This is a genomic window from Pseudomonas asplenii (assembly GCF_001293465.1).
Taxonomy (GTDB): Bacteria; Pseudomonadota; Gammaproteobacteria; order Pseudomonadales; family Pseudomonadaceae; genus Aquipseudomonas; species Aquipseudomonas fuscovaginae_B.
Genome location: NZ_JSYZ01000002.1, coordinates 53,883 through 77,188 on the forward strand (window position 1 = coordinate 53,883; position 23,306 = coordinate 77,188).

At 62.9% G+C, this 23,306-nt stretch carries 25 protein-coding genes; 8 read left to right on the forward strand and 17 right to left on the reverse strand.

Annotated elements, in window-relative coordinates:
- Positions 1–7 precede the first annotated feature (7 nt).
- From PF66_RS02285 to PF66_RS02365, 17 genes are all read right to left on the reverse strand, one after another.
- Complete coding sequence (locus tag PF66_RS02285; RefSeq protein ID WP_054061795.1) at positions 8–220, reverse strand: tail protein X; 213 nt, start codon at positions 218–220, stop codon at positions 8–10.
- Positions 213–596, reverse strand: a complete 384-nt coding sequence (locus tag PF66_RS02290) for a phage tail protein (protein WP_054056807.1) — start codon at positions 594–596, stop codon at positions 213–215. Before PF66_RS02290 ends, PF66_RS02285 begins: the two co-directional genes overlap by 8 nt.
- A complete protein-coding gene (locus tag PF66_RS02295) occupies positions 596–2,818 on the reverse strand; it encodes a phage tail tape measure protein (RefSeq protein WP_081009779.1) in 2,223 nt (740 codons plus the stop codon). The genes PF66_RS02290 and PF66_RS02295 overlap by 1 nt, the downstream gene beginning before the upstream one ends.
- A gap of 128 nt (positions 2,819–2,946) precedes the next feature.
- The gene (locus PF66_RS02300; protein WP_054061796.1) at positions 2,947–3,528 is read right to left on the reverse strand and encodes a phage tail assembly protein; all 582 of its coding nucleotides are present in this window, start codon (positions 3,526–3,528) and stop codon (positions 2,947–2,949) included.
- An 86-nt stretch (positions 3,529–3,614) separates the two neighbouring features.
- A complete protein-coding gene (locus PF66_RS02305) occupies positions 3,615–4,121 on the reverse strand; it encodes a phage major tail tube protein (RefSeq protein WP_054061797.1) in 507 nt (168 codons plus the stop codon).
- Entirely contained in the window at positions 4,121–5,287 is a 1,167-nt protein-coding gene (locus PF66_RS02310) for a phage tail protein (protein WP_054061798.1), read from the reverse strand. The genes PF66_RS02305 and PF66_RS02310 overlap by 1 nt, the downstream gene beginning before the upstream one ends.
- Positions 5,288–5,289: 2 nt before the next feature.
- On the reverse strand, positions 5,290–5,487 hold the full coding sequence (locus PF66_RS02315; protein ID WP_054056803.1) for a hypothetical protein: 198 nt from the start codon (positions 5,485–5,487) through the stop codon (positions 5,290–5,292).
- A gap of 87 nt (positions 5,488–5,574) precedes the next feature.
- Positions 5,575–5,832, reverse strand: a complete 258-nt coding sequence (locus PF66_RS02320; protein ID WP_081009780.1) for a tail fiber assembly protein — start codon at positions 5,830–5,832, stop codon at positions 5,575–5,577.
- Positions 5,829–6,449, reverse strand: a complete 621-nt coding sequence (locus PF66_RS02325; protein ID WP_054061799.1) for a hypothetical protein — start codon at positions 6,447–6,449, stop codon at positions 5,829–5,831. Before PF66_RS02325 ends, PF66_RS02320 begins: the two co-directional genes overlap by 4 nt.
- Before the next feature lie 90 nt (positions 6,450–6,539).
- A complete protein-coding gene (locus PF66_RS02330; protein ID WP_054061800.1) occupies positions 6,540–7,070 on the reverse strand; it encodes a phage tail protein in 531 nt (176 codons plus the stop codon).
- A 69-nt stretch (positions 7,071–7,139) separates the two neighbouring features.
- The gene (locus PF66_RS02335) at positions 7,140–7,790 is read right to left on the reverse strand and encodes a phage tail protein I (protein ID WP_054061801.1); all 651 of its coding nucleotides are present in this window, start codon (positions 7,788–7,790) and stop codon (positions 7,140–7,142) included.
- Complete coding sequence (locus tag PF66_RS02340) at positions 7,787–8,782, reverse strand: baseplate J/gp47 family protein (protein WP_054056799.1); 996 nt, start codon at positions 8,780–8,782, stop codon at positions 7,787–7,789. Before PF66_RS02340 ends, PF66_RS02335 begins: the two co-directional genes overlap by 4 nt.
- On the reverse strand, positions 8,779–9,111 hold the full coding sequence (locus PF66_RS02345; protein ID WP_054061802.1) for a phage baseplate protein: 333 nt from the start codon (positions 9,109–9,111) through the stop codon (positions 8,779–8,781). The genes PF66_RS02340 and PF66_RS02345 overlap by 4 nt, the downstream gene beginning before the upstream one ends.
- A 10-nt stretch (positions 9,112–9,121) precedes the next feature.
- Complete coding sequence (locus PF66_RS02350) at positions 9,122–9,733, reverse strand: phage baseplate assembly protein V (RefSeq protein ID WP_054061803.1); 612 nt, start codon at positions 9,731–9,733, stop codon at positions 9,122–9,124.
- A gap of 21 nt (positions 9,734–9,754) precedes the next feature.
- Positions 9,755–10,246: a hypothetical protein gene (locus PF66_RS02355; RefSeq protein ID WP_054061944.1), complete on the reverse strand. Its 492-nt coding sequence runs from the start codon at positions 10,244–10,246 to the stop codon at positions 9,755–9,757.
- A 50-nt stretch (positions 10,247–10,296) separates the two neighbouring features.
- Positions 10,297–10,647, reverse strand: a complete 351-nt coding sequence (locus PF66_RS02360; RefSeq protein ID WP_054056796.1) for a phage holin family protein — start codon at positions 10,645–10,647, stop codon at positions 10,297–10,299.
- A 605-nt stretch (positions 10,648–11,252) separates the two neighbouring features.
- On the reverse strand, positions 11,253–11,996 hold the full coding sequence (locus PF66_RS02365; protein WP_081009781.1) for a LexA family transcriptional regulator: 744 nt from the start codon (positions 11,994–11,996) through the stop codon (positions 11,253–11,255).
- Between the two features lie 193 nt (positions 11,997–12,189).
- On the opposite strand from PF66_RS02365, the gene mutS reads away from it, so the two are divergent.
- The 8 genes from mutS to PF66_RS02405 all read left to right on the forward strand — a co-directional run bounded on the left by mutS (position 12,190) and on the right by PF66_RS02405 (position 23,117).
- Complete coding sequence (mutS, locus tag PF66_RS02370) at positions 12,190–14,757, forward strand: DNA mismatch repair protein MutS (protein WP_193394186.1); 2,568 nt, start codon at positions 12,190–12,192, stop codon at positions 14,755–14,757.
- Between the two features lie 141 nt (positions 14,758–14,898).
- A complete protein-coding gene (gene fdxA, locus PF66_RS02375) occupies positions 14,899–15,222 on the forward strand; it encodes a ferredoxin FdxA (protein WP_054061806.1) in 324 nt (107 codons plus the stop codon).
- Positions 15,223–15,925: 703 nt separating this feature from the next.
- Complete coding sequence (locus PF66_RS02380; protein ID WP_054056792.1) at positions 15,926–16,444, forward strand: RNA polymerase sigma factor; 519 nt, start codon at positions 15,926–15,928, stop codon at positions 16,442–16,444.
- A gap of 93 nt (positions 16,445–16,537) precedes the next feature.
- Positions 16,538–17,512: a FecR family protein gene (locus PF66_RS02385; protein WP_054061807.1), complete on the forward strand. Its 975-nt coding sequence runs from the start codon at positions 16,538–16,540 to the stop codon at positions 17,510–17,512.
- A 115-nt stretch (positions 17,513–17,627) separates the two neighbouring features.
- Positions 17,628–20,231 carry a TonB-dependent receptor gene (locus PF66_RS02390; protein WP_054061808.1) on the forward strand — a complete coding sequence of 868 codons (2,604 nt, stop codon included), beginning with the start codon at positions 17,628–17,630 and terminating at the stop codon, positions 20,229–20,231.
- A 116-nt stretch (positions 20,232–20,347) separates the two neighbouring features.
- Positions 20,348–20,956, forward strand: a complete 609-nt coding sequence (locus PF66_RS02395; protein WP_054056789.1) for a biliverdin-producing heme oxygenase — start codon at positions 20,348–20,350, stop codon at positions 20,954–20,956.
- 196 nt (positions 20,957–21,152) lie between these two features.
- Positions 21,153–21,560, forward strand: coding sequence for a YbaN family protein (locus tag PF66_RS02400; RefSeq protein ID WP_054056822.1), 408 nt, complete (start codon positions 21,153–21,155; stop codon positions 21,558–21,560).
- A 207-nt stretch (positions 21,561–21,767) separates the two neighbouring features.
- Positions 21,768–23,117: a CoA transferase gene (locus PF66_RS02405; RefSeq protein WP_054061945.1), complete on the forward strand. Its 1,350-nt coding sequence runs from the start codon at positions 21,768–21,770 to the stop codon at positions 23,115–23,117.
- The last annotated feature ends 189 nt before the right edge of the window (positions 23,118–23,306 follow it).

The window sequence follows — 23,306 nt, forward strand, 5'->3', positions numbered from 1 at the left end:
GTCCTCCTCAATCCCAGGCCGACACGGGCGCGGCAATCAGGTTCCGCGCCTCGACCTCGGGCAGGGTCACCCAGACACCGGCCGGCAATACCGCGCCATATTCGGCAAGTCGCGGATTGAGGCGCCAGAGCGCCTCTTCCATCACATCGTCACAACGCCCCTGCTCGCGGTACAGCAACAGGTTCACCGAATCGCCGGCGACGCTTCGTACCCTACGCATTGACGAACTCCTTCAGTTCCACCGTCCAGTCGACGATCATCGCGGTGCCGTCATCGATGATCAGGCCCTGGGTCTCCGATACATTGTCGATTCGCCACAGACCCCAGTTGCGGCCGATCCCATCGACCAGCGGCAGGGGCACGGCACGGGCCTGCAGGGCACGCAACTGGTCGAGCCGTTCCATGCCGGCAGCGCCCATGGCCTTGCCGCCGATGGTCAGGCTCTCCAAACCGGGACCGGTCTGGCTGGACTTCGGTTTGCTCTGCAGAATGTTCAGTTCGACCCAGCCGCCGGTGGTCTTGCGGATCAGCGAGCTGTAGGCGAAATCCCGGGACAGGCCGAAAATGAAATCGCCCAACGCCATTTGCTGTCGCATCAGTCACCTCCATCGGTCAGGGCCGTACCGCGCCGTGCGGCAAGGGGATCGGCCATCATCATCGGGACGAATTGCGCCTGCATCTGCTGCATCACGGTATCGGCCAGTTGTCGGGCAGTGGCCTGGTCCAGGCCGTTGATCTGGATCACCGGGGCGAAGGTGACCTGGCGGTTGTCCGCGGGCTTGGCGGTCAGCTCGCTGCCGACCGCACCCGGATCGGGCAGGCGGTTGCCAGGGCCACTGATTCTGTTGCCCAACTTGTCGCCCAGCCACGAGCCGATATCGCTGCCGGCAATACCGCCAAGCACGCCGCCCAAGGCACCGCCAACGGCTGTACCCACACCCGGAAAAATCAGCGTGCCGAGAGCAGCACCCGCCGAAGCCCCGGCGGAGGCACCCGCCCAGCCACCGCCGGCCACGCCGAGGCCGCTGAGCATGGATCGGGTATCACCTTCGCGTACTGCGTCGAATACCTGCATGCCGGCGTCCATCACTCTCAGGGGCCCCGGCAGGCGGCCACGCAAGGCGCGTGTTCCGGCCATGAGGCGTTCACCCGTGGTCGAGGCGAGCGTGTTCATCGGACGCGCCCCGGCGAAGCCCAGCGTCAGGGAAGAGCCAGTCGGCTTACGCTGTGAAGCCGACGCCGGTGGAGCAGCCTTGCGGTCGGTCGGTGCCTTTTTCTGAACCTTGATGTCGAGTTTACCCCGAGATTCGTTCCGCGGTTTCTTCACAGATCCGATCCCGGCCCTGGGACCGCGCTTGCCTCGGCGATTCCTCGGGTTCCTGCGGCGAGCGGGTTGCCCGGACGAATCAGCCTTGTCGGTGCTCTCGGGCCCCAGCTTTTCGGCGATACGCCGATTGATCGCCGCCGCGGTCTCCAGGCCATTGGCGAGCATGCCCCCTGCCAGGGCCTTGAGCCCCACTGCCGTCAACGCAACGACGCTGGCGGTAGCCGCCACCGCCAGTTTGGGCATGCTTTCGGCCAGGCCACTCAAGCCGTCGAACAGCTCACCCAGCGGCACCAACAGCCCTTCGACCACAGGCGCAAAGGCGTTGCCCAGCGTCGTCGAAAATCGACTCAGGCTGGCCGAAAACCGGTTCCAGTTGCCCGACAGGGAATCGCTGCCATTTTCCGCCGCCTGGTTCAGGGCGCTTTTGTCCCCCAGCACGGAACTCGCATAACGCCCCTTGTCGGCAACCTCGGCAAAAGCCGTCTTCAGCGGTGCCGGATCCTTCTGCAGGGCCAGCAGCGCCTCGTCATTGCCGAACAGGCTCTTGGCCAGACCAGCCTGCCGGTCGGCAGGCGCCTTACCCAAGGCCTCCAGCAGAGAAACCATCGCGGCCGGTGCATCCTGCTTCATCGCCAGGGACAACTCGTTGCGATCCAACCGGAGTTCGGCAAACGCTGCCTGCTGTTGCGGGGAAGCCTGCGTACCCAGGGCAGTGCTGAAGGTCTTCAAGCTGCCGCTCGCCTGGTCCTTGTTCATGCCGGCCTGCAACAGCACGGCAGAAAACGCTGCCGTCTGCTCCGGCGAAAGGCCCGCCTCGGCAGGAGCGGTGCCCGCTTGCCGAACCACCGCGCCAATATCCGTAGGCATGACTCCGAACGTCTGCGCCAACAGGCTGGAGGCATCCGCCAGATCCCGTATCTGGACCTGATTGAGTTTCAGCTCGGTGCGCCAGCCGGCCATCAGCTCGGCGGACTGCTCGGCATCGATACGGAAGGCCGAAGCCATGAGTGCAGCATCACGAGTAAAACCCAGCACGGCTTCGCGCCGCTCGCCGGGGTCGTTCAACTCCCTGCCGATGCCTGCCGTAACCGCGCCCCTCTCCACCCTGGCCAGGTCCGCAGCGCTGATTCCCCTGGCGGCCAATGGGCGCTCGCTGGCCATCTTCAGATTGGCCTGCGACAGGGCCTCACGCTCGCTGTGCTCGAGCTTCATCACCACGGCCAAGTCAGCCATCGCCGCATCCAGCGAGACAGCCGACTGGAGCAGTGGGGGCGGCTTGCGCTCATCGCCCGACGCCGGCTTGCCTGCTCCGGAGGCCGGCGCCGACAGCGTGCGCGAGGCGGCCAGCGAGCTGTTCAGCGATTCGATCGCCGTGCGCAACTGTCGCTGTTCGGCGGTCAACAGGGCAATCTGGCTGCCCAGTGACAGATCGAGTGCGGCCCAGCCTTCGCTGACCGCGGTGGGTCGCCAGGAAATGCTATCTTGTGCCATCCGGCGCTACTCCTCTTTCAACCCCAGGCGTGCCACCGCTATGTCGTAGCGGCGTAGCGCCTTCGCGGCGTCCCACTCGAGGATCTCCGCCTCGCTCGCCAGGTAGACGAGCGGCACGATGTCGAGGATCAGCTCGATGTCGCGCTCTGAAAGAAGGCCGCCGGTTTGTTTAAAAAATCGTCAATACGTACCTGCAGCTGGGTCCAGTCGGGTACGGTGAGATGAGCCAGGTCCGGGATCATCAACCCGGTACAATGGGCAGTGATGAACTCGGCCCGCTCCTTGGCCGTCTTCAGCGTCTTCATCACCTTGGTGGCCCGCAGCACGGGCATTTCCAGGCTCAATGAGGTGATGCTGCGCCCCGCCAGTTCCAGCGGCTGCAGCAGGTGCACCTGGTCAGGGTCCGACTCCAGCGCCGCATCTTCAGCCTGCTCGAGGAAGTAGCGGCTCGGGCGGGTCGACATGTCGTGAACGTACTGGGCGATGCTCACGTAGTCCGGACGCTTGAGCTGGTCGAGCAGCTTGTCCGAGAGGCCGGTGGCGAGCTTGGCCAGTTCGAAGAACTGATCGTCCTCATCCTCGCCGGCACGGGCCAGGGCCTCCTTTTGCGCGGCGTAGAACAGCGGCTTGAGCTGGATCTCTGCGATCTGCGAGCCGTCATCGGCGTTGATTGGCGAAAGCAGGCGATGCTTGGGGGGCAGCCAGGACATGTAGTGAACTCCTTGATGACGGATGGGGCCGCCAGCGACGCCATGGAATGCGTCGGGACGGCCAACAGGAAGCGGCGAAACGCGGCTCAAGGCATCAGCACGGCACGGCGTGCGCTACCGAGGATGTCCACGCCGTTGAGCACGAACTTCTGCGTACGCACGTCGACATCGATCACAGACACGCCGTTTTCCAGGCGGTTGTAGGTACGGCAGGAGAACTCGAGGGTGGTCTTGGGCTTGTCGCCCATTTTCAGCATGCCTTCCTCGAGGGATTTCAGCCGGCCGCCGACTGTGTGGTAGATGAAGTAGGTGTTGCCATCCTGGTCCTGGCCCGCCTCGCGGACATTGAGCAGGATGTCGTCGCCCACGGTCACGCCCAGGGCCAGCATCAGTTCCGGACCTGCGCCCTGCAACTCCAGCTTGGCGGTCAGCGGCTTGCCACTCTTGGCCATTTCCTCGCCGATGAAGCGCCCGCCTTGCATCGTCTCCATCTCGAATTCGATCTTCGGTGGGGTAAACGTCTCCACCGTGGCCGACAGCGGCAGGCCTTGGAGGGTGGCCGCAATGGCCTGTCTTACGCGGTTGGTAAACATTAGAGAACGTCCTCCAGGAACTGTTCGATGATTTCATCGCGGGCGTTGAGCTGGTAAACCATGTGCTCGTTGGGGGCGTAGCGGCCGTAGTCGATGACCACGAACCAGGTGCCGTTCTTGTACTTCTCGACGCTGTTCAGCTCCGGGTGCAGGTAGACGTTGCCACCGGGGATGGTCTCGTCGGCCACCAGGGTCTGCAGCCAGTCGTTGATGCGCTTGACCTCCTGTTCCATGAAGGACTTGGTGAGGTTGCGCGCCATGGCCTTCTGGCCGGCCTTGACCAGCTTGCGGCTGATGGCATCCTCCAGGCCGACGTAGCTGATGAACTTGCCGGTGACCGAACGGTTGCCCAGCAGGGAAAAGCCGCCGAGCACGGTGCGGGCGTAGTAGCTGACGCCGTAGCGGTTGAGCAGGTCGCCCTCGGTGGAGGTATCGAGGATGTTGTATTCGACGACGCGGGACACGTCCTCGGCGAAGGTCGCCTGGTTGCCCGGGCTTTCCCACTGCTTGACCTTGGCCAGTGCGGCGATGGCCAGGCTCGACGGCGCCAGGAACACGTTCTTCTTCGCCGCCTTGGAATAGACGGCCGGCAGGTTGTGCACCAGCAGGCAACGGTCGAAGCCCAGGTCGGCGCCCCCCAGTTCCTTGCTGTAGGCCACCTGGTCGGCGACCGGGGCATCCTTGCCATCGAGTACCACCCGGGCCTTGATGCGCTTGCCGAAGGCGGCGAACTCGCCGGCGACGGCCTTGGAGCCGGTGAAGCCCGGCGCGCCGATGATGGTCAGGTCCTCGGGAACGCTGCTCAGCGCAGCCAGGCCCAGCTTGCGGCCGGTGGCGGGATCTTCACCGCCGATCACGTTGTTCAGGGTGTCGGCAAAGGTTGCGCCCTCTTCGACGATGACCACGTAGACCGGTACCTTGACCACTTTCAGGATCTGGTACACCGCCTGGAACAGGGTGCCGGCCTCCGCGCCGGTGGGGTCCAGCTGGGCCTGGGTGGTGAAGCTGTTCAGCCGCAGCGGGGTGTTGCGCGGCAGCAGGGCGCTGGCATTCGGTGCAGTACCGACCAGACCGATCACGTTGTCGCCCAGGCCACCCATGGCCTCCGGCGATTCGGTGGCATTGACGGTGATGCCGTTGTGCTCGAAGTTCAAAACCTCAGCCATGGTTATTCTACCTTCCGGGTGTTGGCCTTCTTGGCCGGGTGGGTGTTCTGGGCCAGGACGCTGGACAGTTCCAGGCGCCCGGCGCTACGCAGCGCGCTGGCCTCGACATCGAGCAGCTCGAGCTCCTGGCCGACGCTCGACCAGTGCCCGCCCCCGATGGGGAACGGCACGATGACGGTGTATTTCTGGCGGTTGGACATTTGCGAATTTCTCCAGACGCAAAAACACGAAAGCCCCTGGGCAGGGGCTGTGTGCAGGCGAAAAAAAACCGCTTTCGCGGTGTTGGGTTACTTCAGAAAGGCCGGTGCCTCGGGCCAGGTAATCGTGAACGGATCACCAACGTCCTGCGGAATGTCGCGCAGGGCTTGGCGATACGTCGCCAACTCGCTCGACTGCGCCTCAGTCAGCGGGCTGTCCGCCCCCTGCAGCGAGTCTGCCGCGACGAGCAACTGGCTACGACGGGTGCGGATGGATGCCCACTCGGCGATGGCGATGGCCTCGGCGCTAGGACGAAACTCTATTGTCACAGCGTTATCTTCACTCAATTGAATTCCACCTTTTCAGTAAGGGACAGTTTCGCCTGGAGACTTCCAACTGGCGTCATCCCTCCAACACCCACCTGCATGGTGTCGATACGGACCGTCGTCACATAAATATTCGGAAACTTCAGCCTGATCACCACATTGCCCAGGGAGTCGGTGTAGATAGCTGGCGACATGTTGCCGAAAACAGCCTGATTGATCACTGCTCGCTGTGGGGAGTAGCAGTAGCCAACGATCGTTTCGTCAACAATAGCGGCCCCCCCGTAGCTGTAGCCGCGAATGTTGTACCAGAACATCTGATCATGCTTGTTGATATTGAATGGCAGCCTGAAGTGCATGTAGACATTGACGGAGCTGCCCAGGTCGACTTGCGAGAATCCACCTGAAACCCCTTTACCGACAGCGCCGCCAGTACCCCAGACACCACCCTGGAAGATGTTCATCAGCAACGTGCCCTGTACACCAGGCGCACCCACCATATCTTTCCGGTTCCGGAAGTCGTCGAATTCGGCCCGTGCGACATCCATCCGCGCATCGATCTGCGCTATTTTTCCGTCAACAACTTTGGTCAGACCATCAGCTGCGCTGACAAGCTCACCAATTTTCTGTTCAATACCCATTTAAAGAACCTCTTCCCTCATGAGTTTTTCCTGGAATGGCAACATCTACCCAGATGTTTGCCTCTGAAATTCCTGAAACTGCTGCCACGCCTAGTTGGCTTCCAATGCCATCACTCGAAACAGCACACCGAGGTGCCGAGCCATGTTGTTGATATTGGCAGTAGCCACTGCTGCCAGCTCTTCAGCCATCAATACATTGAGGTTGTTGGAGCCCAGCACCACCTGCACGCTTTGCGCCGGTAGGGACGATAGATCCAGCGTGAACTTCTGCAGCACACGTGCCGCCGCGGCCTTGTAGGTCAGCAGGGTGCCTGCCACCGAATACACCGCCAGCAAGGTCCCGCTGGCGAGGTAGAAGCCGAACTCGCCGATTTCGTATTCCTCAGGCCCATCGAACAGCGCAGCCATCCGGAGTTGCCGGGAGCCCAGGTCCTCGTAGTCGACGATCGCCACCCGCTGGCGTTCGTCGCGCAGGGTGGTCTCGCTGCCGTTCGGGTCGTAGCGCGCCGTCCCGGCGCCGATATGGGTGATGCTTCCTTTCAAGCCCTGGTTTCTTGCCTGCAGCACTTCAGCCAGGCCGGCTGAGGTGAAGCGAACCAGGCGCGTAATGTCTTGTGTCATGGCTGCGCCTTGAAATTGTCGTGTGAAAAGGGCTCCGACGGGGCCCATCGATTGCGCCTGCCCATCCGTTCAGGGCAGGACCGCACTGAGGAAAAGCTCACCCTCGCCGAACGGCTGGTGAGTGCCACTGCCGACGCCCAGCGATGCCTGCAGCCTCAGGTCAGGCAACGCGCCTTCGAGGCTGTCGTCGTGAATACTGAGCGGGCTGTCGACGGCAGCGGCGACCCGCACATCCCCGCGGGTTTCGTGCACGAGGGTGATCGTCCCCAGGTCGCGCTCGCTTTTGGCCGCATTGATGCGGCGGATCAGCCGGTTGTGATCGCCACTGGACCAACTGCGGCCGATGATCGCCTGCACATCGAAGGAGTATGGCGTGCCTCGGGGATGCTGTTCGTACCAGGCAAAAATGTTCGGCGTGAAGCCCAGCGACTCCACCGCATGACTCAACGCCTGGCGCACCCCGGCCTGGCGCTGGATCTGCCAGGAAAGAGAAACCGTCAGGCGTTTTTCGGTCTCGCTGGCCTGGGCATCCCACTCGCTGACTCCTCGATCCGCGCCCAGATAGGGCAGGAACCCGGCAGGGGTCTGCAACGGATTCATCAGTTCGGGAAACGGCGGGACGACACGTTCGAGCAGTTTGCCGAAAGCCAGGTCGAGGGCCTTTTCCAAGGGTGAACTGTTCGCGGGCAACAGGCTGCCGGATCGTGTTTGCTGCGTCATAACGTCAGCACCTCCACCTCGACCCCTGTGCAATAGGGTGCCTGGAAGGCCGTCGTGACGATGGGCTCGCGCGGCTCAAGAATCTCGACCTGAACCGCCCCGGCACTGTGCAGGGTGTAGTCGATCCAGCTCGGCTCGACCCGCCCTTCCAGGCGATGGCAGGCCTCGGCATAAGCCTGGAGCTGACGGCTTGCCGCCAACTGCGTCAGCCCCGAATCCGGCCCACCATTGATCCTGGCCACCACCCGGATCTTGTAGCCCTTGATCTCGGCCCCCTGGACACTCACGAGGTCCGTCTCCGGCCTGACATCCGGGCGGGAGAAATGACTGCGCACCCGCTCAAGCAGGTCGGCCGACGGCGTGCCGTCGCCACGGCGTGCGAGAACCGTCACCATCACCTCGCCAGGCGCCGTGCGCCGGCCGTTGCCGTCCTTGACCTGAGCGGCGTAACCATCCGGGTCGAAGGTGTAGGTGACCGCCACGACGCCCGGTGAAGTGCTTTGTACCTTGACCGATGGCCGCTCACCCAGCGTGAACACCTCACGACGATACTGCATGCGCGACCCTGCGGCCGGCGCATGGGGTGCCAGGTAGTAGCGCAGGCGCGCATCGTCATCGCTTTCATGGATCGGTGGAACCGGCGGAAACGCCGTCGGGTCGCCCGGATCCAGCAACTGTCGCTCCAGCCCCATGTCCGCCAGGCGAGCGTCAAGGTTGCTGCCGGTGGCCCACCACGCCAACATCTGCCTGATACGGGCGTTGTACTTGCGCTCATGGGTTTGCAGACGCACGCAGAACGCTTCGAGGGCCATGGTCAGCAACTCGCTTTCATTCTCGAGGCTGACTTTCAGCTTGGCCGCACTGTCGGGGGAACGGGCGCCGACATACTCGACGACAAAGGTCTTGAACTCGGCGAGCAGGTCCTCGAAGACGTCGACGTTGACGATCTCCGGTTCCGCCAACTGGTTCTGCCCAGGGATCAACATGCTCATGTGACTACCTCGAATGTCTGTTGACGGTTCTTCCAGGTCCCGGCGAAACGCAGCAACAGGCCGGCATCCTGGCGACTGGCGACGATCACCTGCGGAGCGAAATCGCCGATGCCATTGGCCGGGTTGTAGAACGCCTGTGCCGCGTGACTCTGGGCCAGCAGCAGCAGATCGTCGCCCAGGTTCTGCCCCAGCAACTCGGGAATCCGCGAGCCATAGAGAGGCCGCTTCTGGCGGGTGCCCAGGGGCGTGGTCAGCGCGCGGGTGGCGCGCTGCACGAACTGGAGCCAGTCGTCGACCGTGGCTCCGCTGTTTCTGTCGACTCCGATCAAGACGGGCTCCTTATGCGGTGCTGATGACCCGGCCCTGGTGATCCACCAGCGGGCCGAGCAGGTGAACGCCGGCGGCATCGAGGGTCAGGCCCACCGCGCCCAGCTTCAGTTCGATGGACTGCGGTGTCAGCGCCAGGCGCGCCGGTCCCAGGGTCAGCTCAATGGTTTCGCGGGAACCTCGAAAAGTGGCTTCGGCGTTTTTCCAGCTCAGGACATGAGCGCTATCGTCGTAGCTGCTCTCGGTACCGTCCCTGTGCAGCCGGCGTGTCAGGTTGGCCGTCGTCGCAGCCGGGGGGAAGCGATCGCAGTTGATGCCAAACAGCGCCACCGACTGGCTACCACCCTCGCCGGCGCCGTAGTTCAGCAGCAGGCATTGCTCGCCCACCGAGGGGATGCGCGATTCGCTCTGCTCGCCAGCGCTGGGATTGAAGAAACGGATCGCCGGTGTCAGCAGCTCGCCGTGGCTGACCTTGCAGGTATGGCTCGCCGCGTCCACCGCTGCGCATACGCCGATACGGCAGAAACTCTCGGCCCGGCGATGCAGGTCGTCGATTTCCGCCTCCATTTCGGCAAGACGCTCGATGATCGGGCTCAGTTGCAGGCGTAGCAGCGCCTCGAACATGATGAGCTCCTTGTGGGTTTTCTAGGGAAGCGGCAGGTATTGATCGGGGTCGTCCAGGTTGGTCACTTCCCAACTGCGGGCGAACCTGGGAATACCGGTCGGATCGTCCAGCAGGGGCTGGCCGAAATAGAACATCTGCTTGAAGGAAATGGTCCAGCCGCCGTAGACCTGGCCGGCATCGGCGAAGGTCGAGGGCACCCCCTGGATGTTGCTCGGCAACTCGCATTGCCCTGCTGCTCCCCAGCGGTTATCGATCACCAGATCGATCAGTTGGCTGGCGAGGTTGCAGGCCGACAAGGTCGCATCCATCTCCTGGGTGGACACGACTGTCTGCAGCGAAAGGCTGAACTCGTGGGCGCGGCGACCGTCGTGGGCGCGACTACCCGCGCTGTCACCGTCGATGCCTATCAGCACCCAGGCAGGTACCACCACGCCATCGAACTCGCGACGAGTCCCCACCTTGAGTTGTGGGTAAGCAGCCTTGATCACGTTCCTGAGGGTGCTAAACAGCATCGAGGGCGTGTCGATAGTGTTTGAAGACATAAACGATTCCTGTTGCAGCGTCACGGCCGATCCGATTGAGAATTGCGCACGACCGGCTCATCGATCCCGATGCGCCTGGCCGCCCAGCGCTCATAGAGACCGATGGCGACATCCGCCCCGGCCATGGCCGTCAGGCAGCCGAAGGCACCGGCGGTCCAGATCGACACGCCGGCGGCGTACAGCAGCATGATGGTCGACACGCCGCAGACCATGCAGGCGCCGGAGCGCAGTACCAGCCGCCGCAGCAGTGGCCAGCCGCGGGCGCCCTCCTTGTCGGCGCGCCACATCTCGCCGGACACTCCGCCGATCACGGCCAGTACGATGACCAGCCAGATAGGCATGTCCGCCAACGCTTGTTGCTCGTTCGTCATGTCACGCCTCCTGTGGAAGAAAATGGCCATTGGCTGGCCGGTAATGGTTTGGCTTGTAGTTCAAGGTGAAGGATTCTCGTGGGAGCCCGGTTCCGTGGGCATTCCAAAAGGCCCGGCTCGTGCCAGGCCCTTTGGTAATGCCGGTGTCGGCTCCGGCCCCGCACGCCATCAGGGCGAGCGCGGGATACGCGAAGCGGACACCCGATCCTTCGGCGCTACTGGCGCGGTACGGATCGATTCAAATTGTTCCTCCGACCGCGGCCCCTGCCCGCCGGATAACTGCTTACGGTGCTTTACGCTGCACACCCGGGTCAGTTGCCAACCCTCTGGACCATCAAGGCCGATCCATCGCTGCCTGTTCTTTGAAGCGGTACGACTAAAGAGCTTCGGGGTCATCCCCCTGGCATCGCTGCCTTTGGCTGGCCTTTCCGGCCGGCTTGGAACAAAGAATATGCATGTATGCATATCCAGTCAATGCACAAATGCATTTATTTTTGCACGAACAATGCACGAATGCATGGAGGCCCCGCCGACCAAGGGGTTGGTCTTTTTTGCAGGCGAAAAAAAACCCACATGGCTGTGGGTTTTTTCCGAATCAGAGAGGATTAACGGGCGTACATGCCCCACCAGAAGACGTGCCCGAGGATGGCGATCTGCTCTTCCTGGATTTCCTGGAAGGTGTAGTCCTCATCCGGGTGCTCGTCGCGGTTGAAGCTGCGCAGGCGGATACCGGTAGGCAGGCGATAGAGCTGCTTCACCCGCAGTTGGCCGTTGTGGTTGATCGCGTAGAGATCGCCGTCGACGATATCGCCGATGGCACTCTTGCCGGCGTTGACCCCGACCGTGGCACCGTCGCGCAGTACCGGCAACATGCTGTTGCCGCGCACGGTCACGCACTTGGCCTGGTCGAACTGCACGCCGTTGTGGCGCAGGCTGCGCTTGCCGAAGCGCAGGCTGGCCTTCTCGCTTTCCTCGATGACGAATCTTCCTGATCCAGCAGCCAATTCAACCTCGCGAAGAAAGGGCACGGACACCTCGTCTTCATCGACGGGGGTGTCGTCGTCCCACAGGCTTATATCCTTGAGTTCAGAGTGCAGCGGGCCCTGCTCCTGGTCGCGGGCGGCGCCGATATCGGCACGGCCGCGCAACTGGTCGGTGCTCACCTGGAAATACTCGGCGATCTTCGAAATGTGCTTGTCCGAAGGATCGACGATCTTCCCGCTGAGTATGCGCGACAGGGTGGATTGGGGCACGCCGGTACGACGGTGAAGCTCCGTGGGGGAGATCCCGTGGCGGTCGAGCAGCGCTCGGAGGACGGTAGAAACATTGCGTATTTGCATAACGCGCATATTGATTGGGCTTTGCGTGAATAGCAAATGCTAATTTGCATATTCAGTGCATAAATATAACATCAAAAGCAAAAGGCCATGTCTGCGGACCCGGAGCACCCGTGTTAACCTTGCGCCCATTGCCAGGCAAACAGCCCGATTTTGCCCCCACACTTTATTCAAGCTATCACCTACCCCACTGATGAATAAGCCAATTTCCGACCTGTCCTCGCACACCCCGATGATGCAGCAATACTGGCGCCTGAAGAACCAGCATCCCGATCAGCTGATGTTCTACCGCATGGGCGACTTCTACGAGATTTTCTATGAAGACGCGAAGAAGGCCGCCAAGCTGCTGGACATCACCCTGACCGCCCGCGGCCAGTCGGCCGGGCAGTCGATTCCGATGTGCGGGATTCCGTTTCACTCCCTCGAAGGCTACCTGGCCAAGCTGGTGAAACTCGGCGAATCGGTGGTGATCTGCGAGCAGATCGGCGACCCGGCGACCAGCAAGGGCCCGGTGGAGCGCCAGGTGGTGCGGATCATCACCCCCGGCACCATCAGTGACGAAGCGCTGCTCGATGAGCGCCGCGACAACCTGATCGCCGCCGTGCTCGGCGACGAGCGGCTGTTCGGCATGGCGGTGCTGGACATCACCAGCGGCAACTTCACCGTGCTGGAAATCAAGGGCTGGGAAAACCTGCTGGCCGAGCTGGAGCGGATCAATCCGGTGGAACTGCTGATCCCGGACGACTGGCCACAAGGCCTGCCGGCGGAGAAACGCCGAGGCACTCGTCGTCGCGCCCCCTGGGATTTCGAACGTGACTCGGCGCACAAGAGCCTCTGCCAGCAATTCGCCGTGCAGGACCTCAAGGGCTTCGGCTGCGAAACCCTGACCCTGGCCATCGGCGCTGCCGGCTGCCTGCTAGCCTACGCCAAGGAAACCCAGCGCACCGCCCTGCCGCACCTGCGCAGCCTGCGTCATGAGCGGCTGGACGATACCGTGGTGCTCGACGCCGCCACCCGCCGCAACCTGGAGCTGGACATCAACCTCGCCGGCGGTCGCGACAACACCCTGCAGTCGGTGGTCGACCGTTGCCAGACCGCCATGGGCAGCCGCCTGCTGACCCGCTGGCTGAACCGCCCGTTGCGCGACCTGAAGATCCTCACCGCGCGCCAGGTGTCCATCGGCTGCCTGCTGGAAGGCTACCGCTTCGAACGGCTGCAACCCCAGCTCAAGGAAATCGGCGATATCGAGCGGATTCTCGCCCGGATCGGCCTGCGCAATGCCCGTCCACGCGACCTGGCGCGCCTGCGCGATGCCCTCGGGGCCCTGCCGCAACTGCAGGACGCGATGCTCGAACTGGACGCCCCGCACCTCAAGCAACTGGCCGCCACTGCCCGCACCTACCCGGAACTGGCGATCCTGCTGGAGAGCGCCATCATCGATAACCCGCCGGCGGTGATCCGTGACGGCGGCGTCTTGAAGACCGGCTACGACGCCGAGCTGGACGAGCTGCTGTCGCTCAGCGAAAACGCCGGCCAGTTCCTGATCGACCTGGAAGCCCGGGAAAAGGCGCGCACGGGCCTGGCCAACCTCAAGGTCGGCTACAACCGCGTGCACGGCTACTTCATCGAACTGCCGAGCAAGCAGGCCGAATCGGCCCCGGCCGACTACATCCGGCGCCAGACACTCAAGGGCGCCGAGCGCTTCATCACCCCGGAACTCAAGGAATTCGAAGACAAGGCACTGTCGGCCAAGAGCCGCGCCCTGGCACGGGAGAAGATGCTCTACGAGGCGCTGCTGGAAACCCTGATCGGCGAGTTGCCACCGCTGCAGGACACCGCTGCCGCGCTGGCTGAACTGGATGTGCTGAGCAACCTTGCCGAACGCGCGCTGAACCTCGACCTGAACTGCCCGCGTTTCGTCGACGAGCCGTGCATGCGCATCAGCCAGGGTCGCCACCCGGTGGTCGAGCAGGTGCTGACCACGCCGTTCGTGGCCAACGACCTGGCCCTCGACGACAACACCCGCATGCTGGTGATCACCGGTCCGAACATGGGCGGTAAATCCACCTACATGCGCCAGACCGCCCTGATCGTGTTGCTGGCCCACATCGGCAGCTATGTGCCTGCCGCCAGTTGCGAGTTGTCGCCGGTGGACCGGATCTTCACCCGGATCGGCTCCAGCGACGACCTGGCCGGTGGTCGTTCGACCTTCATGGTGGAAATGAGCGAAACCGCCAATATCCTGCACAACGCCACCGAGCGCAGCCTGGTGCTGATGGACGAGGTCGGTCGCGGCACCAGTACCTTCGACGGCCTGTCCCTGGCCTGGGCCGCCGCCGAGCGCCTGGCGCACCTGCGGGCCTATACGCTGTTCGCCACCCACTACTTCGAACTGACGGTGCTGCCGGAGAGCGAACCGCTGGTGGCCAACGTGCATCTGAATGCTACCGAGCACAACGAACGGATCGTCTTCCTGCACCACGTGCTCCCCGGTCCGGCCAGCCAGAGCTACGGCCTGGCGGTGGCGCAACTGGCCGGCGTACCCGGCGACGTGATCCGCCGTGCCCGCGAACACCTGAGCCGCCTGGAGACCACCAGCCTGCCCCACGAGGCGCCGGTGGCCAAGCCCGGCAAGCCGGCGGTGCCGCAGCAGAGCGACCTGTTCGCCAGCCTGCCGCACCCGGTGCTCGACGAACTGGCCAAGCTCGACCTGGACGACCTGACACCACGCCGTGCGCTGGAAATGCTTTACACATTGAAGACACGGATCTAACGCAGACGGCCGCAAGCTGCTAGAATCTCGCGCGGCTTGGGAAGCTGCGGGCTATTAGCCTGGTTCGCAGAGCCGTTCCCAAGCCCAGCGAGCCCGTCCTGATAGGGTTTTCGCCGCCGCCGCCTGAGGAGAGAATTAGAAATGACCTTCGTCGTCACCGACAACTGCATCAAGTGCAAGTACACCGACTGCGTAGAAGTCTGTCCGGTGGACTGCTTTTACGAAGGCCCGAACTTCCTGGTGATTCACCCGGATGAGTGCATCGATTGCGCACTGTGCGAGCCAGAATGCCCGGCCGTGGCCATCTTCTCCGAAGATGAAGTCCCGGAGGAAATGAAAACCTTCATTGAATTGAACCTCGAGTTGGCCGAGATCTGGCCGAACATCACCGAGAAGAAGGATTCGCTGCCGGACGCCGAGAAGTGGGATGGCGAAAAGGACAAGTTGCAGTATCTCGAACGCTGAGTCCTGCGTACTCCCGAAAAGGCCCCTTGCGGGCCTTTTTGCGTTGTTGGGCCAGGGCCAGCACTTTTCTACAGGCAAAAAAAAGGGGCGGTGTAACCCGCCCACATTTTTTCCCTAGTCCCTTTTTTCCCTTTCATCATCCTGATGAATCGCATCCCGCGATGTTCCTCTTAGCGATCTTCCATGATCGCCGTGTCTATCCGTCGACACAGGGCTGATATTAATGACTTTCAGATCGCCCGCAAGTGGATCCAGAAGCACACAGAGAGTTTTCGGATCCATTGGAAGTTTTAAAAAGCACTTATATTTCAATCAATTAAACAGATTTCTCGGCAATCTGCTGCCGTGTTCATCCTCGATCGCTTACGCAACACGTAAGTAAAGGCTTACACAGCCAAGCCAGCAAAAAAGAACTTCCGCAGCTCCGGAAGGTCGGAATGAACCCCGAAAACGCTCAAAAATAAGTAACGCCTTCGTCACCCGGCTCCCTCCGAAAACTTTCCACGGGTAAAAACCTCGATACTCAAAACCAATCCTTAGTATAGAAAACAGCACTCAGATATTCAGCTACCTCACGCCACGCAGGCTCATGCAACTTGGGCAAGACAGCGACTCTTCCAAACTGAGGACCGGGAAACCGGCCCCTTGACCGAAAGGTCAAATGCTAATTATTATCATTAGCATAACCCCGTCAGGTGCCGTCGTGACGCAATCCCAGTTCAACCAGGTCTTCCTCACCCAGCGGCTTACGTTGCTGCGTACGCTGCAACGCATGGTGCAGAACCCCAGCACCGCCGAGGACCTGCTGCAGGAGACCTACCTGCGGGTCACCCGTGCCCTGAGCGAACGCTCCATCGATCATCTTGAACCCTTCGTGTTCCAGACCGCTCGCAACCTCGCGCTCGACCACCTGCGTGCACGGCGTATCCAGGCCCGCACACTGATGGAGGATGTGCCGCTGGAGGTGGTGGAAAGTGTCGTCGCCCCCTTGAGTACTCCAGAAGATGCCACCCATGCCGAACAATTGCTGGAGCGCCTGAGCGTGAGCCTGGGTCAACTGACTGCCCGCCAACAGCAGATCTTCATTCTCAGCCGCCTGCATGGCTGCAGTTACCAGGAGATCGCCGAACGCCTCGAAGTGTCCCTGAGCACCGTGCAGAAGGACCTGAAACTGATCATGGCCATCTGTGTCGGGGTGGCCGAACGCCTGGATCGCCCTTAAGCTTGCCCTCAGCGCCAAGACCTACAAGATCCGCCAGCCCACGGGAGGCGGATCACCGAACCAAACCGTGACAACGATTGCCGAGGAACACCCGTGACGGACAGCCCCAACCAGCCACCTCCCGCAGCCGCTCGGCCAGTGTTGCCAGACGACGCCATGGATCAGGCACTGGACTGGCTGATCGTGATGGAATGCCCGACAGCCGGGCAACGCGCCGAATTCGACGCCTGGCTTGCCGCCGATCCGGCCCATGCCCAGGCCTATGCCCGGGCCAGTGGCGCCTGGAACGCACAAGCGGTGATCGCCGCCGCCCAGGCGCTGCAGGCAACCACCCGCCGGCGACCGTCCCTGCTGCGGCGCCTGCGCCCACACTGGAAACCGCTGGCAACCGCCGCCGTGCTGCTGATCGCCATCGGCACCTACGGCAACCTGGCCCTGCGCCTGCAGGCCGATCACCTGACCGTGGCCGGCGAGCGCCAGCACCTGCAACTGGAAGACGGCTCGAAGGTCCTGCTCAACACCAACTCGGCGTTCTCCAGCCGTTTCACCGACCAGCAACACCTGGCCCGACTGTACAAGGGCGAGGCGTTCTTCGAGGTATCCGGCCAGCGCGAACATCCGCTGGAGATCGATGCCGGGCCGGTCCAGGCCAGCGTACAGGATACCGCCTTCGCCGTGCGCTACCTGGACGGTGAGGCGCAGGTGCAGGTACAGCGCGGCGATGTCGACCTGCGTACCCGCGACGACAGTGCCCGCCTGCGCCTGTCCGCCGGCAGCAGTGTGCGGGTCGGCCCGCATGGTTTCGGGCCTCCGGAAAAACTCGATGCACAGAAGGACCTGGCGTGGATCCAGGGCCGCCTGGTGTTCGAGAATTGCCCGATGGGCCAGGTGCTGGCCGAACTGCGACGCTACTACCCGGGCTGGATCGTCAACAACAACGAGCAGTTGGACAAGGTCGCCGTGACCGGCAACTACCGCCTGGACAAGCCGCTGGACGTGCTCCGCTCACTGGCCCACATCACTTCCGCAAGGGTCTCGGAGTACCCAGCGCTGGTCATTCTCAACTGACCGAAAGTTTTTTTACTCGATAGCACTCGATCATTCGTCTCGTCATAGCCAATGAAAGTGATTCTCATAACGAATCGCATCGCAACTATAAGTTTCGAAGATCGGAGCGCTATCGATGCCCACTCGTTTCACCTCCAAGGCCCGCAGTGGCGGCCTGCAACAGTGCACCCTGTCCCTGCTTACCGCCGCCATGCTGCTCGCCGGCGCCCAGGCGACACCCGTACTGGCGGCCAGCGGCGCCACGCAACCGGCGCGCAGCCTCGCCAACTACAATTTCGCCATCGCCCAGCAGCCGCTGGTTTCGGCGCTGAATGCGTTCACCGCGGTGACCGGTTGGCAGGTCGGCTTGCCCGCCGAGCTCGGCCAGGGCGTGGCATCGCCTGGCGTACACGGTGCGTTGCCCCCGGAAAAGGCCCTGGAGCAGTTGCTGACCGGCACCAACCTGAGCTACCGCAAGCTCGGCGACAACAACGTCGTCCTGGAAAAGCGGGCCAATGGCACCACGCTCAATCTGCAACAGGTGACCATCAGCGCCACCCGCCAGGAGCAGGACGTGTCCTCGGTCCCCAGCACCGTGACTGTGCAGGACCGCCAGCAGCTCGACCGGCAGAACGTCAACACCATCAAGCAACTGGTGCGCTATGAGCCGGGCGTTTCCGTCAGCGGCGCGGGCCTGCGCGGCGGCGGTATCAGCGGCTACAACATCCGCGGTATCGATGGCGACCGCATCCTGACCCAGGTCGATGGTGTCGAGATTCCCGACAGTTTCTTCAATGGCCCCTATGCACAGACCCACCGCAACTACGTCGACCCGGAAATCGTCAAGCGCGTGGAAATCCTCCGCGGCCCGGCGTCGGTGCTCTACGGCAGCAACGCCATCGGTGGCGCAGTCAGCTATTACACCCTCGATCCGAGCGACATCATCAAGCCCGGCGAGGACGTCGGCGCCCGCCTTAAGAGCGGCTACAGCTCCTCCGACAACAGCTGGCTGACCTCCGGCACCGTCGCCGGCCGTACCGGCGACTTCGATGGCCTGCTGCACCTGAGCCAGCGCAACGGCCGCGAAACCGAGTCCTACGGCGACACCGGCGGCACCGGCCTGAAACGCACCGAAGCCAACCCGGAAACCAACCGCACCACCAACGTGCTGGCCAAGCTGGGCTGGAACTACAACGATGACTCGCGCCTGGGCCTGACCTACGAGCGCTACAAGAGCGATATCGACACCAACCAGCGCAGCGCCGTGGGTGGGCCGTTCAGCAATGGTACGGGAGTGGGCATGTACCGTTCGCGTACCGGCAACGATACCGTCACCCGCGAACGCTTTGGCATCGAGAACAGTTTCGGTCTGGACAGCGCCGTGGCCGATCACGTCAAGCTGAGCCTGAATTATCAAACCGCCAAGACCGATGAAAGCACCCTGGAAGACTACTTCCCCTTCGTGCGTCGTGTGCTGCGCAGCCGGGACACGGTCTACAAGGAGCAGCAATGGGTACTCGACGCCCAGGCGGACAAGGCCTTCAACCTCGGTGAAACCGATCACCTGCTGACCTACGGCAGCACCATCAAGCAGCAAAAGGTCACCGGCTCGCGTAGCGGCAGTGGCACCTGTCTGGCGGTGAGCACCGTACCCGGCCAGGGTTGCACCGCGGTCGGCGGCAACAGCCCACTGGATCGCCTGGTGAAATCCAGCGACTTCCCCGATCCGACCATCGACACCTACTCGCTGTTCGCCCAGGACCAGATCAGCTGGAACCAGTGGACCTTCCTGCCCGGCCTGCGCTATGACTACACCCAGCTCAAGCCGCACATCACCCAGGCATTCATCAATACCATCACCGCCGCAGGCGGTGGCGACATCGACGGCTCGAAAAAGACCTGGCACCGCGTCTCGCCCAAGTTCGGCCTGACCTACGCCCTGACCGACCAGTACACCTGGTACGGCCAGTACGCCGAAGGTTTCCGCACCCCGTCCGCCAAGGCCCTGTACGGTCGCTTCCAGAACGGTACCACCGGCTATAACGTCGAACCCAACCCGAACCTGGAGCCGGAAAAAAGCAAAAGCTACGAAACCGGCCTGCGCGGTCGATTCGAGGCCGGCTCCTTCGACGTGGCGGTGTTCTACAACAAGTATCGCGATTTCATCAACGAAGACGCGGTCGCTCCCGGCTACAGCGAGCTGACGTTCCAGACCAACAACATCAAGCACGCCACCATCAAGGGCGCGGAGGTCAAGGGACGGCTGAACCTGGACCACTTCGGCGCACCGCAAGGGCTCTACACCCAGGGCTCGGTGTCCTACGCCTACGGTCGCAACGATGACAGTGGCGAACCGATCAACAGCGTCAACCCGCTCACCGGCGTGTTCGGCCTGGGCTACGACCAGGACAAGTACGGGGCACTGCTGAGCTGGACCCTGGTCAAGCGCAAGGACCGGGTCGACGACAGCACCTTCAACGCGCCAGACGGCCTGACCAGCAGCAAGCAGTTCAAGACCCCGGGCTATGGCGTATTCGACCTGACCGGCTTCTACAAGGTCACCGACGACGTGACGGTCAATGCCGGCCTGTACAACCTGACCGACAAGAAGTACTGGAACTGGGATGACGTACGTGGCTACGACGGCGTGGGCGAAGCCGGTGTGCTCAGCCCGGCCAACCTCGACCGTCTGACCGCTCCGGGCCGCAACTTCTCGGTCAACCTGATCTGGGATATCTGACCGACCGCCGCCTCCCCCGCCACACTGCCAGACGGCGGGGTGAGGTTTTTTTACTGTGGCGCGTCTCCTTGTTCGTCTAGTAACTGAAAGCGCCTCTCATTCCCAAGGACTCCCCAATGACCTCCCAGGACAATACCCAACGCCCAAGCCTGCGCTCCCAGCGTCTGAACCAGATCACCCACGAGCCACACAGCAAGCTCGATCAACTGGTGAAGGCCCACGCACCGTTCGAGAACCAGGCCAATTTCGCCCGTTTCGTGGTCGCCCAGTATCTGTTCCAGTCGGAACTGGTGGCGCTGTACAACGACCCGGAACTGATCGCCATCGTCCCCGACCTGCCGGCGCGCTGCCGTGCCGAAGCGGCCAAGGCCGACCTGGCGGACCTGGATACCGAAGTCCCGGAGCCGGTGGCCGGTGCCCTGAAGCACCCGAGCAAGGCCGAAGCCCTGGGCTGGATCTTCGTCTCCGAAGGTTCCAAGCTCGGTGCCGCGTTCCTGATCAAGCGTGCCGTAGGCCTGGGCCTGAGCGAAACCTTCGGTGCCCGTCACCTGGGCGAGCCGGCTGGTGGCCGTGCCGAGGGCTGGAAGAGCTTCATCAGGACCCTGGACGGCCTGGAGTTCAGCGCCGAGGAGGAAGCGGCGGTGGAGAAAGGAGCCATCGATGCGTTCGTACGCTTTACCGTGCTGCTGGAACAAGCCTACGAATCGGCGCCTGAGCTGGCCTGAATACGGGTCTGCCTGCAAGACCTTCGGTGGTTTCGAAGGCCTCTTCGCAGGCAAGCCCTGCTCCTACAGAGATAAGTCGTACATCCTTCCAGGATACGGCGTACATCTGTAGGAGCAGGGCTTGCCCGCGAAGGGCCCCGACGTGAATGAAACACCAGGCTTGAGCCAAGCCGCCCGGCGCACCACAATTGAGACCATGACCAGCAAAACACCCTCGTCCTCCAAGCTCAGCCGCCTCCTGTTCGGCGTGCTTGCCTATGTCAGCCTCGGCATCGGCCTGATCGCCATCGTCGTGCCCGGCCTGCCCACCACCGAGTTCATCCTGCTGGCCGCCTGGGCCGCCACCCGCAGTTCGCCGCGGCTCAGCGCCTGGCTGGAGAACCACCGGCTGTTCGGCCCGATCCTGAGCAACTGGCGCAACGGCAAGATCATCGCCCGTCGGGCCAAGGTCAGCGCCACCGTCAGCATGCTGCTGTGCGCGACGCTGATGCTGGTGATGCTCGAACACCACTGGCCGGTGTACCTGGCCATTGCCGGCATGACCCTCGGCAACCTGTGGATCTGGTCCCGCCCCGAACGCCTGCCGGTCATCGAGCTGCCCTGAAAGGCAGCGAAGCCCCGCACTGATGTACGCCCCGCCTTCCTGTAGAAGCAGGGCTTGCCCGCGAATGGGCCCTCAAGCCCCCAGCCAATTCTGCGAAGTATCCGATTCAGCCATCGCGTCCAGCGCACAATCGTCGGAAGGGACCTGCAAAAATCGACAGCCGCGAATATTTGCGCTGCAATGATTCTACTCATGGAGGGCCTTTCGATGACCGATCTGCTGACATCCATTCAAGCCGCACTCGAGCTACCCGCCTCGACTCCAGACTTCACCGAATCCGGTGCCCTGCCCTCGGCCTTTGCCGTCACCGAGTTGGCCAGCGCCAGCCTGGCGGCCGTGGGCGAAGCGGTGGCCGAACTGCTCCGGCAACAGACCGGACAAAACCCGGGAGTCAGCGTCGACCGGCGCCTGGCCTCGTTCTGGTTCGCCAGCTCCCTGCGCCCCATCGGCTGGAACCTGCCAGAGCCCTGGGACCCGATTGCCGGCGACTACGCCACCGCCGATGGCTGGATTCGCCTGCACACCAACGCGCCGCATCATCGGGCCGCCGCCGAGCGGGTACTCGGGCCGGCCGGCGACCGCGCGGTGATGGCCGAGCTCGTCGCCCGCTGGAACAAGGGCGAGCTTGAGCAGGCGATCGTCGACAGCGGAGGCTGCGCTGCCGAAATGCGCACCTGGGACGACTGGAAAAACCACCCCCAGGGACTGGCGGTCAACGCCGAGGCACTGATCCAGCGCAGTACCGACGACGATCCGCACCCCCGGGCCTGGAGCGGCTCGACCACGCAGCCGCTGGCCGGAGTCAGGGTCCTCGACCTGACCCGCATCCTCGCCGGCCCCGTCGCCAGTCGCATGCTGGCCGGGCTCGGCGCCGAGGTGTTGCGAATCGATCCGCCCCATTGGGAGGAGCCGAGCCTGGTCCCGGAAGTCACCCGGGGCAAACGCTGCGCCCGCCTGGACTTGCACGACAGCGCCGACCGACGGGTGTTCGACCGCTTGCTGGGCGAGGCCGATATCCTGCTGCATGGCTATCGGGCCGACGCACTGGAACGGCTGGGCTACGCTGCGCAGCACCGTCGGCAACTGTCGCCCGGGTTGATCGATGTCAGCCTCAATGCCTATGGCTGGAGCGGGCCGTGGCGCAACCGCCGCGGCTTCGACAGCCTGGTGCAGATGAGCTGCGGCATCGCCCAGGCCGGCATGCACTGGAAGCCGGCGCAGGTGCCGACGCCACTGCCTGTGCAAGCACTGGACCATGGCACCGGCTACCTGATGGCGGCCACGGCGATCCGCGCGTTGACCGAACGGCTGCACAGCGGACGTGGCGGCTCGGCCAGGCTGTCGCTGGCACGCACGGCGAAACTGCTGCTGGAGCAGGGGACGGCCCATGACCCGCAGCCCCTGCGTCGGGAAACCTCCAGAGACCGTAGCACCTGGGTCGAGTACACCGCCTGGGGGCCGGCGCATCGCCTGATCCCGCCACTGAACATCGAGGGCACGCCGTTGCATTGGCGGTTGCCGGCCACGAAATTGGGCAAGCACCCACCCCAGTGGTGACTTCGAGGGCTGGCCATTATATGGCCAGCCTTTTTATTTCCAGTTATTTCAGTCGCTGAGAAACATGTAGGTCCTACACCATTAACCCTGTTCCAACTCATGGCGCCACAAACTTTCAAATTAGCGACAAAGCCTGACCGGCAAGCCCATAAAAAACATAAAAAAATCAATAAAAATCAATTACTTAAA

What these genes read in the sequence shown, in the direction of transcription:
- PF66_RS02285 (WP_054061795.1), bottom strand. Translation starts at nt 220, where the DNA reads ATGCGTAGGGTACGAAGCGTCGCCGGCGATTCGGTGAACCTGTTGCTG.
- PF66_RS02290 (WP_054056807.1), bottom strand. Translation starts at nt 596, where the DNA reads ATGCGACAGCAAATGGCGTTGGGCGATTTCATTTTCGGCCTGTCCCGG.
- PF66_RS02295 (WP_081009779.1), bottom strand. Translation starts at nt 2,818, where the DNA reads ATGGCACAAGATAGCATTTCCTGGCGACCCACCGCGGTCAGCGAAGGC.
- PF66_RS02300 (WP_054061796.1), bottom strand. Translation starts at nt 3,528, where the DNA reads ATGTCCTGGCTGCCCCCCAAGCATCGCCTGCTTTCGCCAATCAACGCC.
- PF66_RS02305 (WP_054061797.1), bottom strand. Translation starts at nt 4,121, where the DNA reads ATGTTTACCAACCGCGTAAGACAGGCCATTGCGGCCACCCTCCAAGGC.
- PF66_RS02310 (WP_054061798.1), bottom strand. Translation starts at nt 5,287, where the DNA reads ATGGCTGAGGTTTTGAACTTCGAGCACAACGGCATCACCGTCAATGCC.
- PF66_RS02315 (WP_054056803.1), bottom strand. Translation starts at nt 5,487, where the DNA reads ATGTCCAACCGCCAGAAATACACCGTCATCGTGCCGTTCCCCATCGGG.
- PF66_RS02325 (WP_054061799.1), bottom strand. Translation starts at nt 6,449, where the DNA reads ATGGGTATTGAACAGAAAATTGGTGAGCTTGTCAGCGCAGCTGATGGT.
- PF66_RS02330 (WP_054061800.1), bottom strand. Translation starts at nt 7,070, where the DNA reads ATGACACAAGACATTACGCGCCTGGTTCGCTTCACCTCAGCCGGCCTG.
- PF66_RS02335 (WP_054061801.1), bottom strand. Translation starts at nt 7,790, where the DNA reads ATGACGCAGCAAACACGATCCGGCAGCCTGTTGCCCGCGAACAGTTCA.
- PF66_RS02340 (WP_054056799.1), bottom strand. Translation starts at nt 8,782, where the DNA reads ATGAGCATGTTGATCCCTGGGCAGAACCAGTTGGCGGAACCGGAGATC.
- PF66_RS02350 (WP_054061803.1), bottom strand. Translation starts at nt 9,733, where the DNA reads ATGTTCGAGGCGCTGCTACGCCTGCAACTGAGCCCGATCATCGAGCGT.
- PF66_RS02355 (WP_054061944.1), bottom strand. Translation starts at nt 10,246, where the DNA reads ATGCTGTTTAGCACCCTCAGGAACGTGATCAAGGCTGCTTACCCACAA.
- PF66_RS02360 (WP_054056796.1), bottom strand. Translation starts at nt 10,647, where the DNA reads ATGACGAACGAGCAACAAGCGTTGGCGGACATGCCTATCTGGCTGGTC.
- PF66_RS02365 (WP_081009781.1), bottom strand. Translation starts at nt 11,996, where the DNA reads ATGCGCGTTATGCAAATACGCAATGTTTCTACCGTCCTCCGAGCGCTG.
- fdxA (WP_054061806.1), top strand. Translation starts at nt 14,899, where the DNA reads ATGACCTTCGTCGTCACCGACAACTGCATCAAGTGCAAGTACACCGAC.
- PF66_RS02390 (WP_054061808.1), top strand. Translation starts at nt 17,628, where the DNA reads ATGCCCACTCGTTTCACCTCCAAGGCCCGCAGTGGCGGCCTGCAACAG.
- PF66_RS02395 (WP_054056789.1), top strand. Translation starts at nt 20,348, where the DNA reads ATGACCTCCCAGGACAATACCCAACGCCCAAGCCTGCGCTCCCAGCGT.
- PF66_RS02400 (WP_054056822.1), top strand. Translation starts at nt 21,153, where the DNA reads ATGACCAGCAAAACACCCTCGTCCTCCAAGCTCAGCCGCCTCCTGTTC.
- PF66_RS02405 (WP_054061945.1), top strand. Translation starts at nt 21,768, where the DNA reads ATGACCGATCTGCTGACATCCATTCAAGCCGCACTCGAGCTACCCGCC.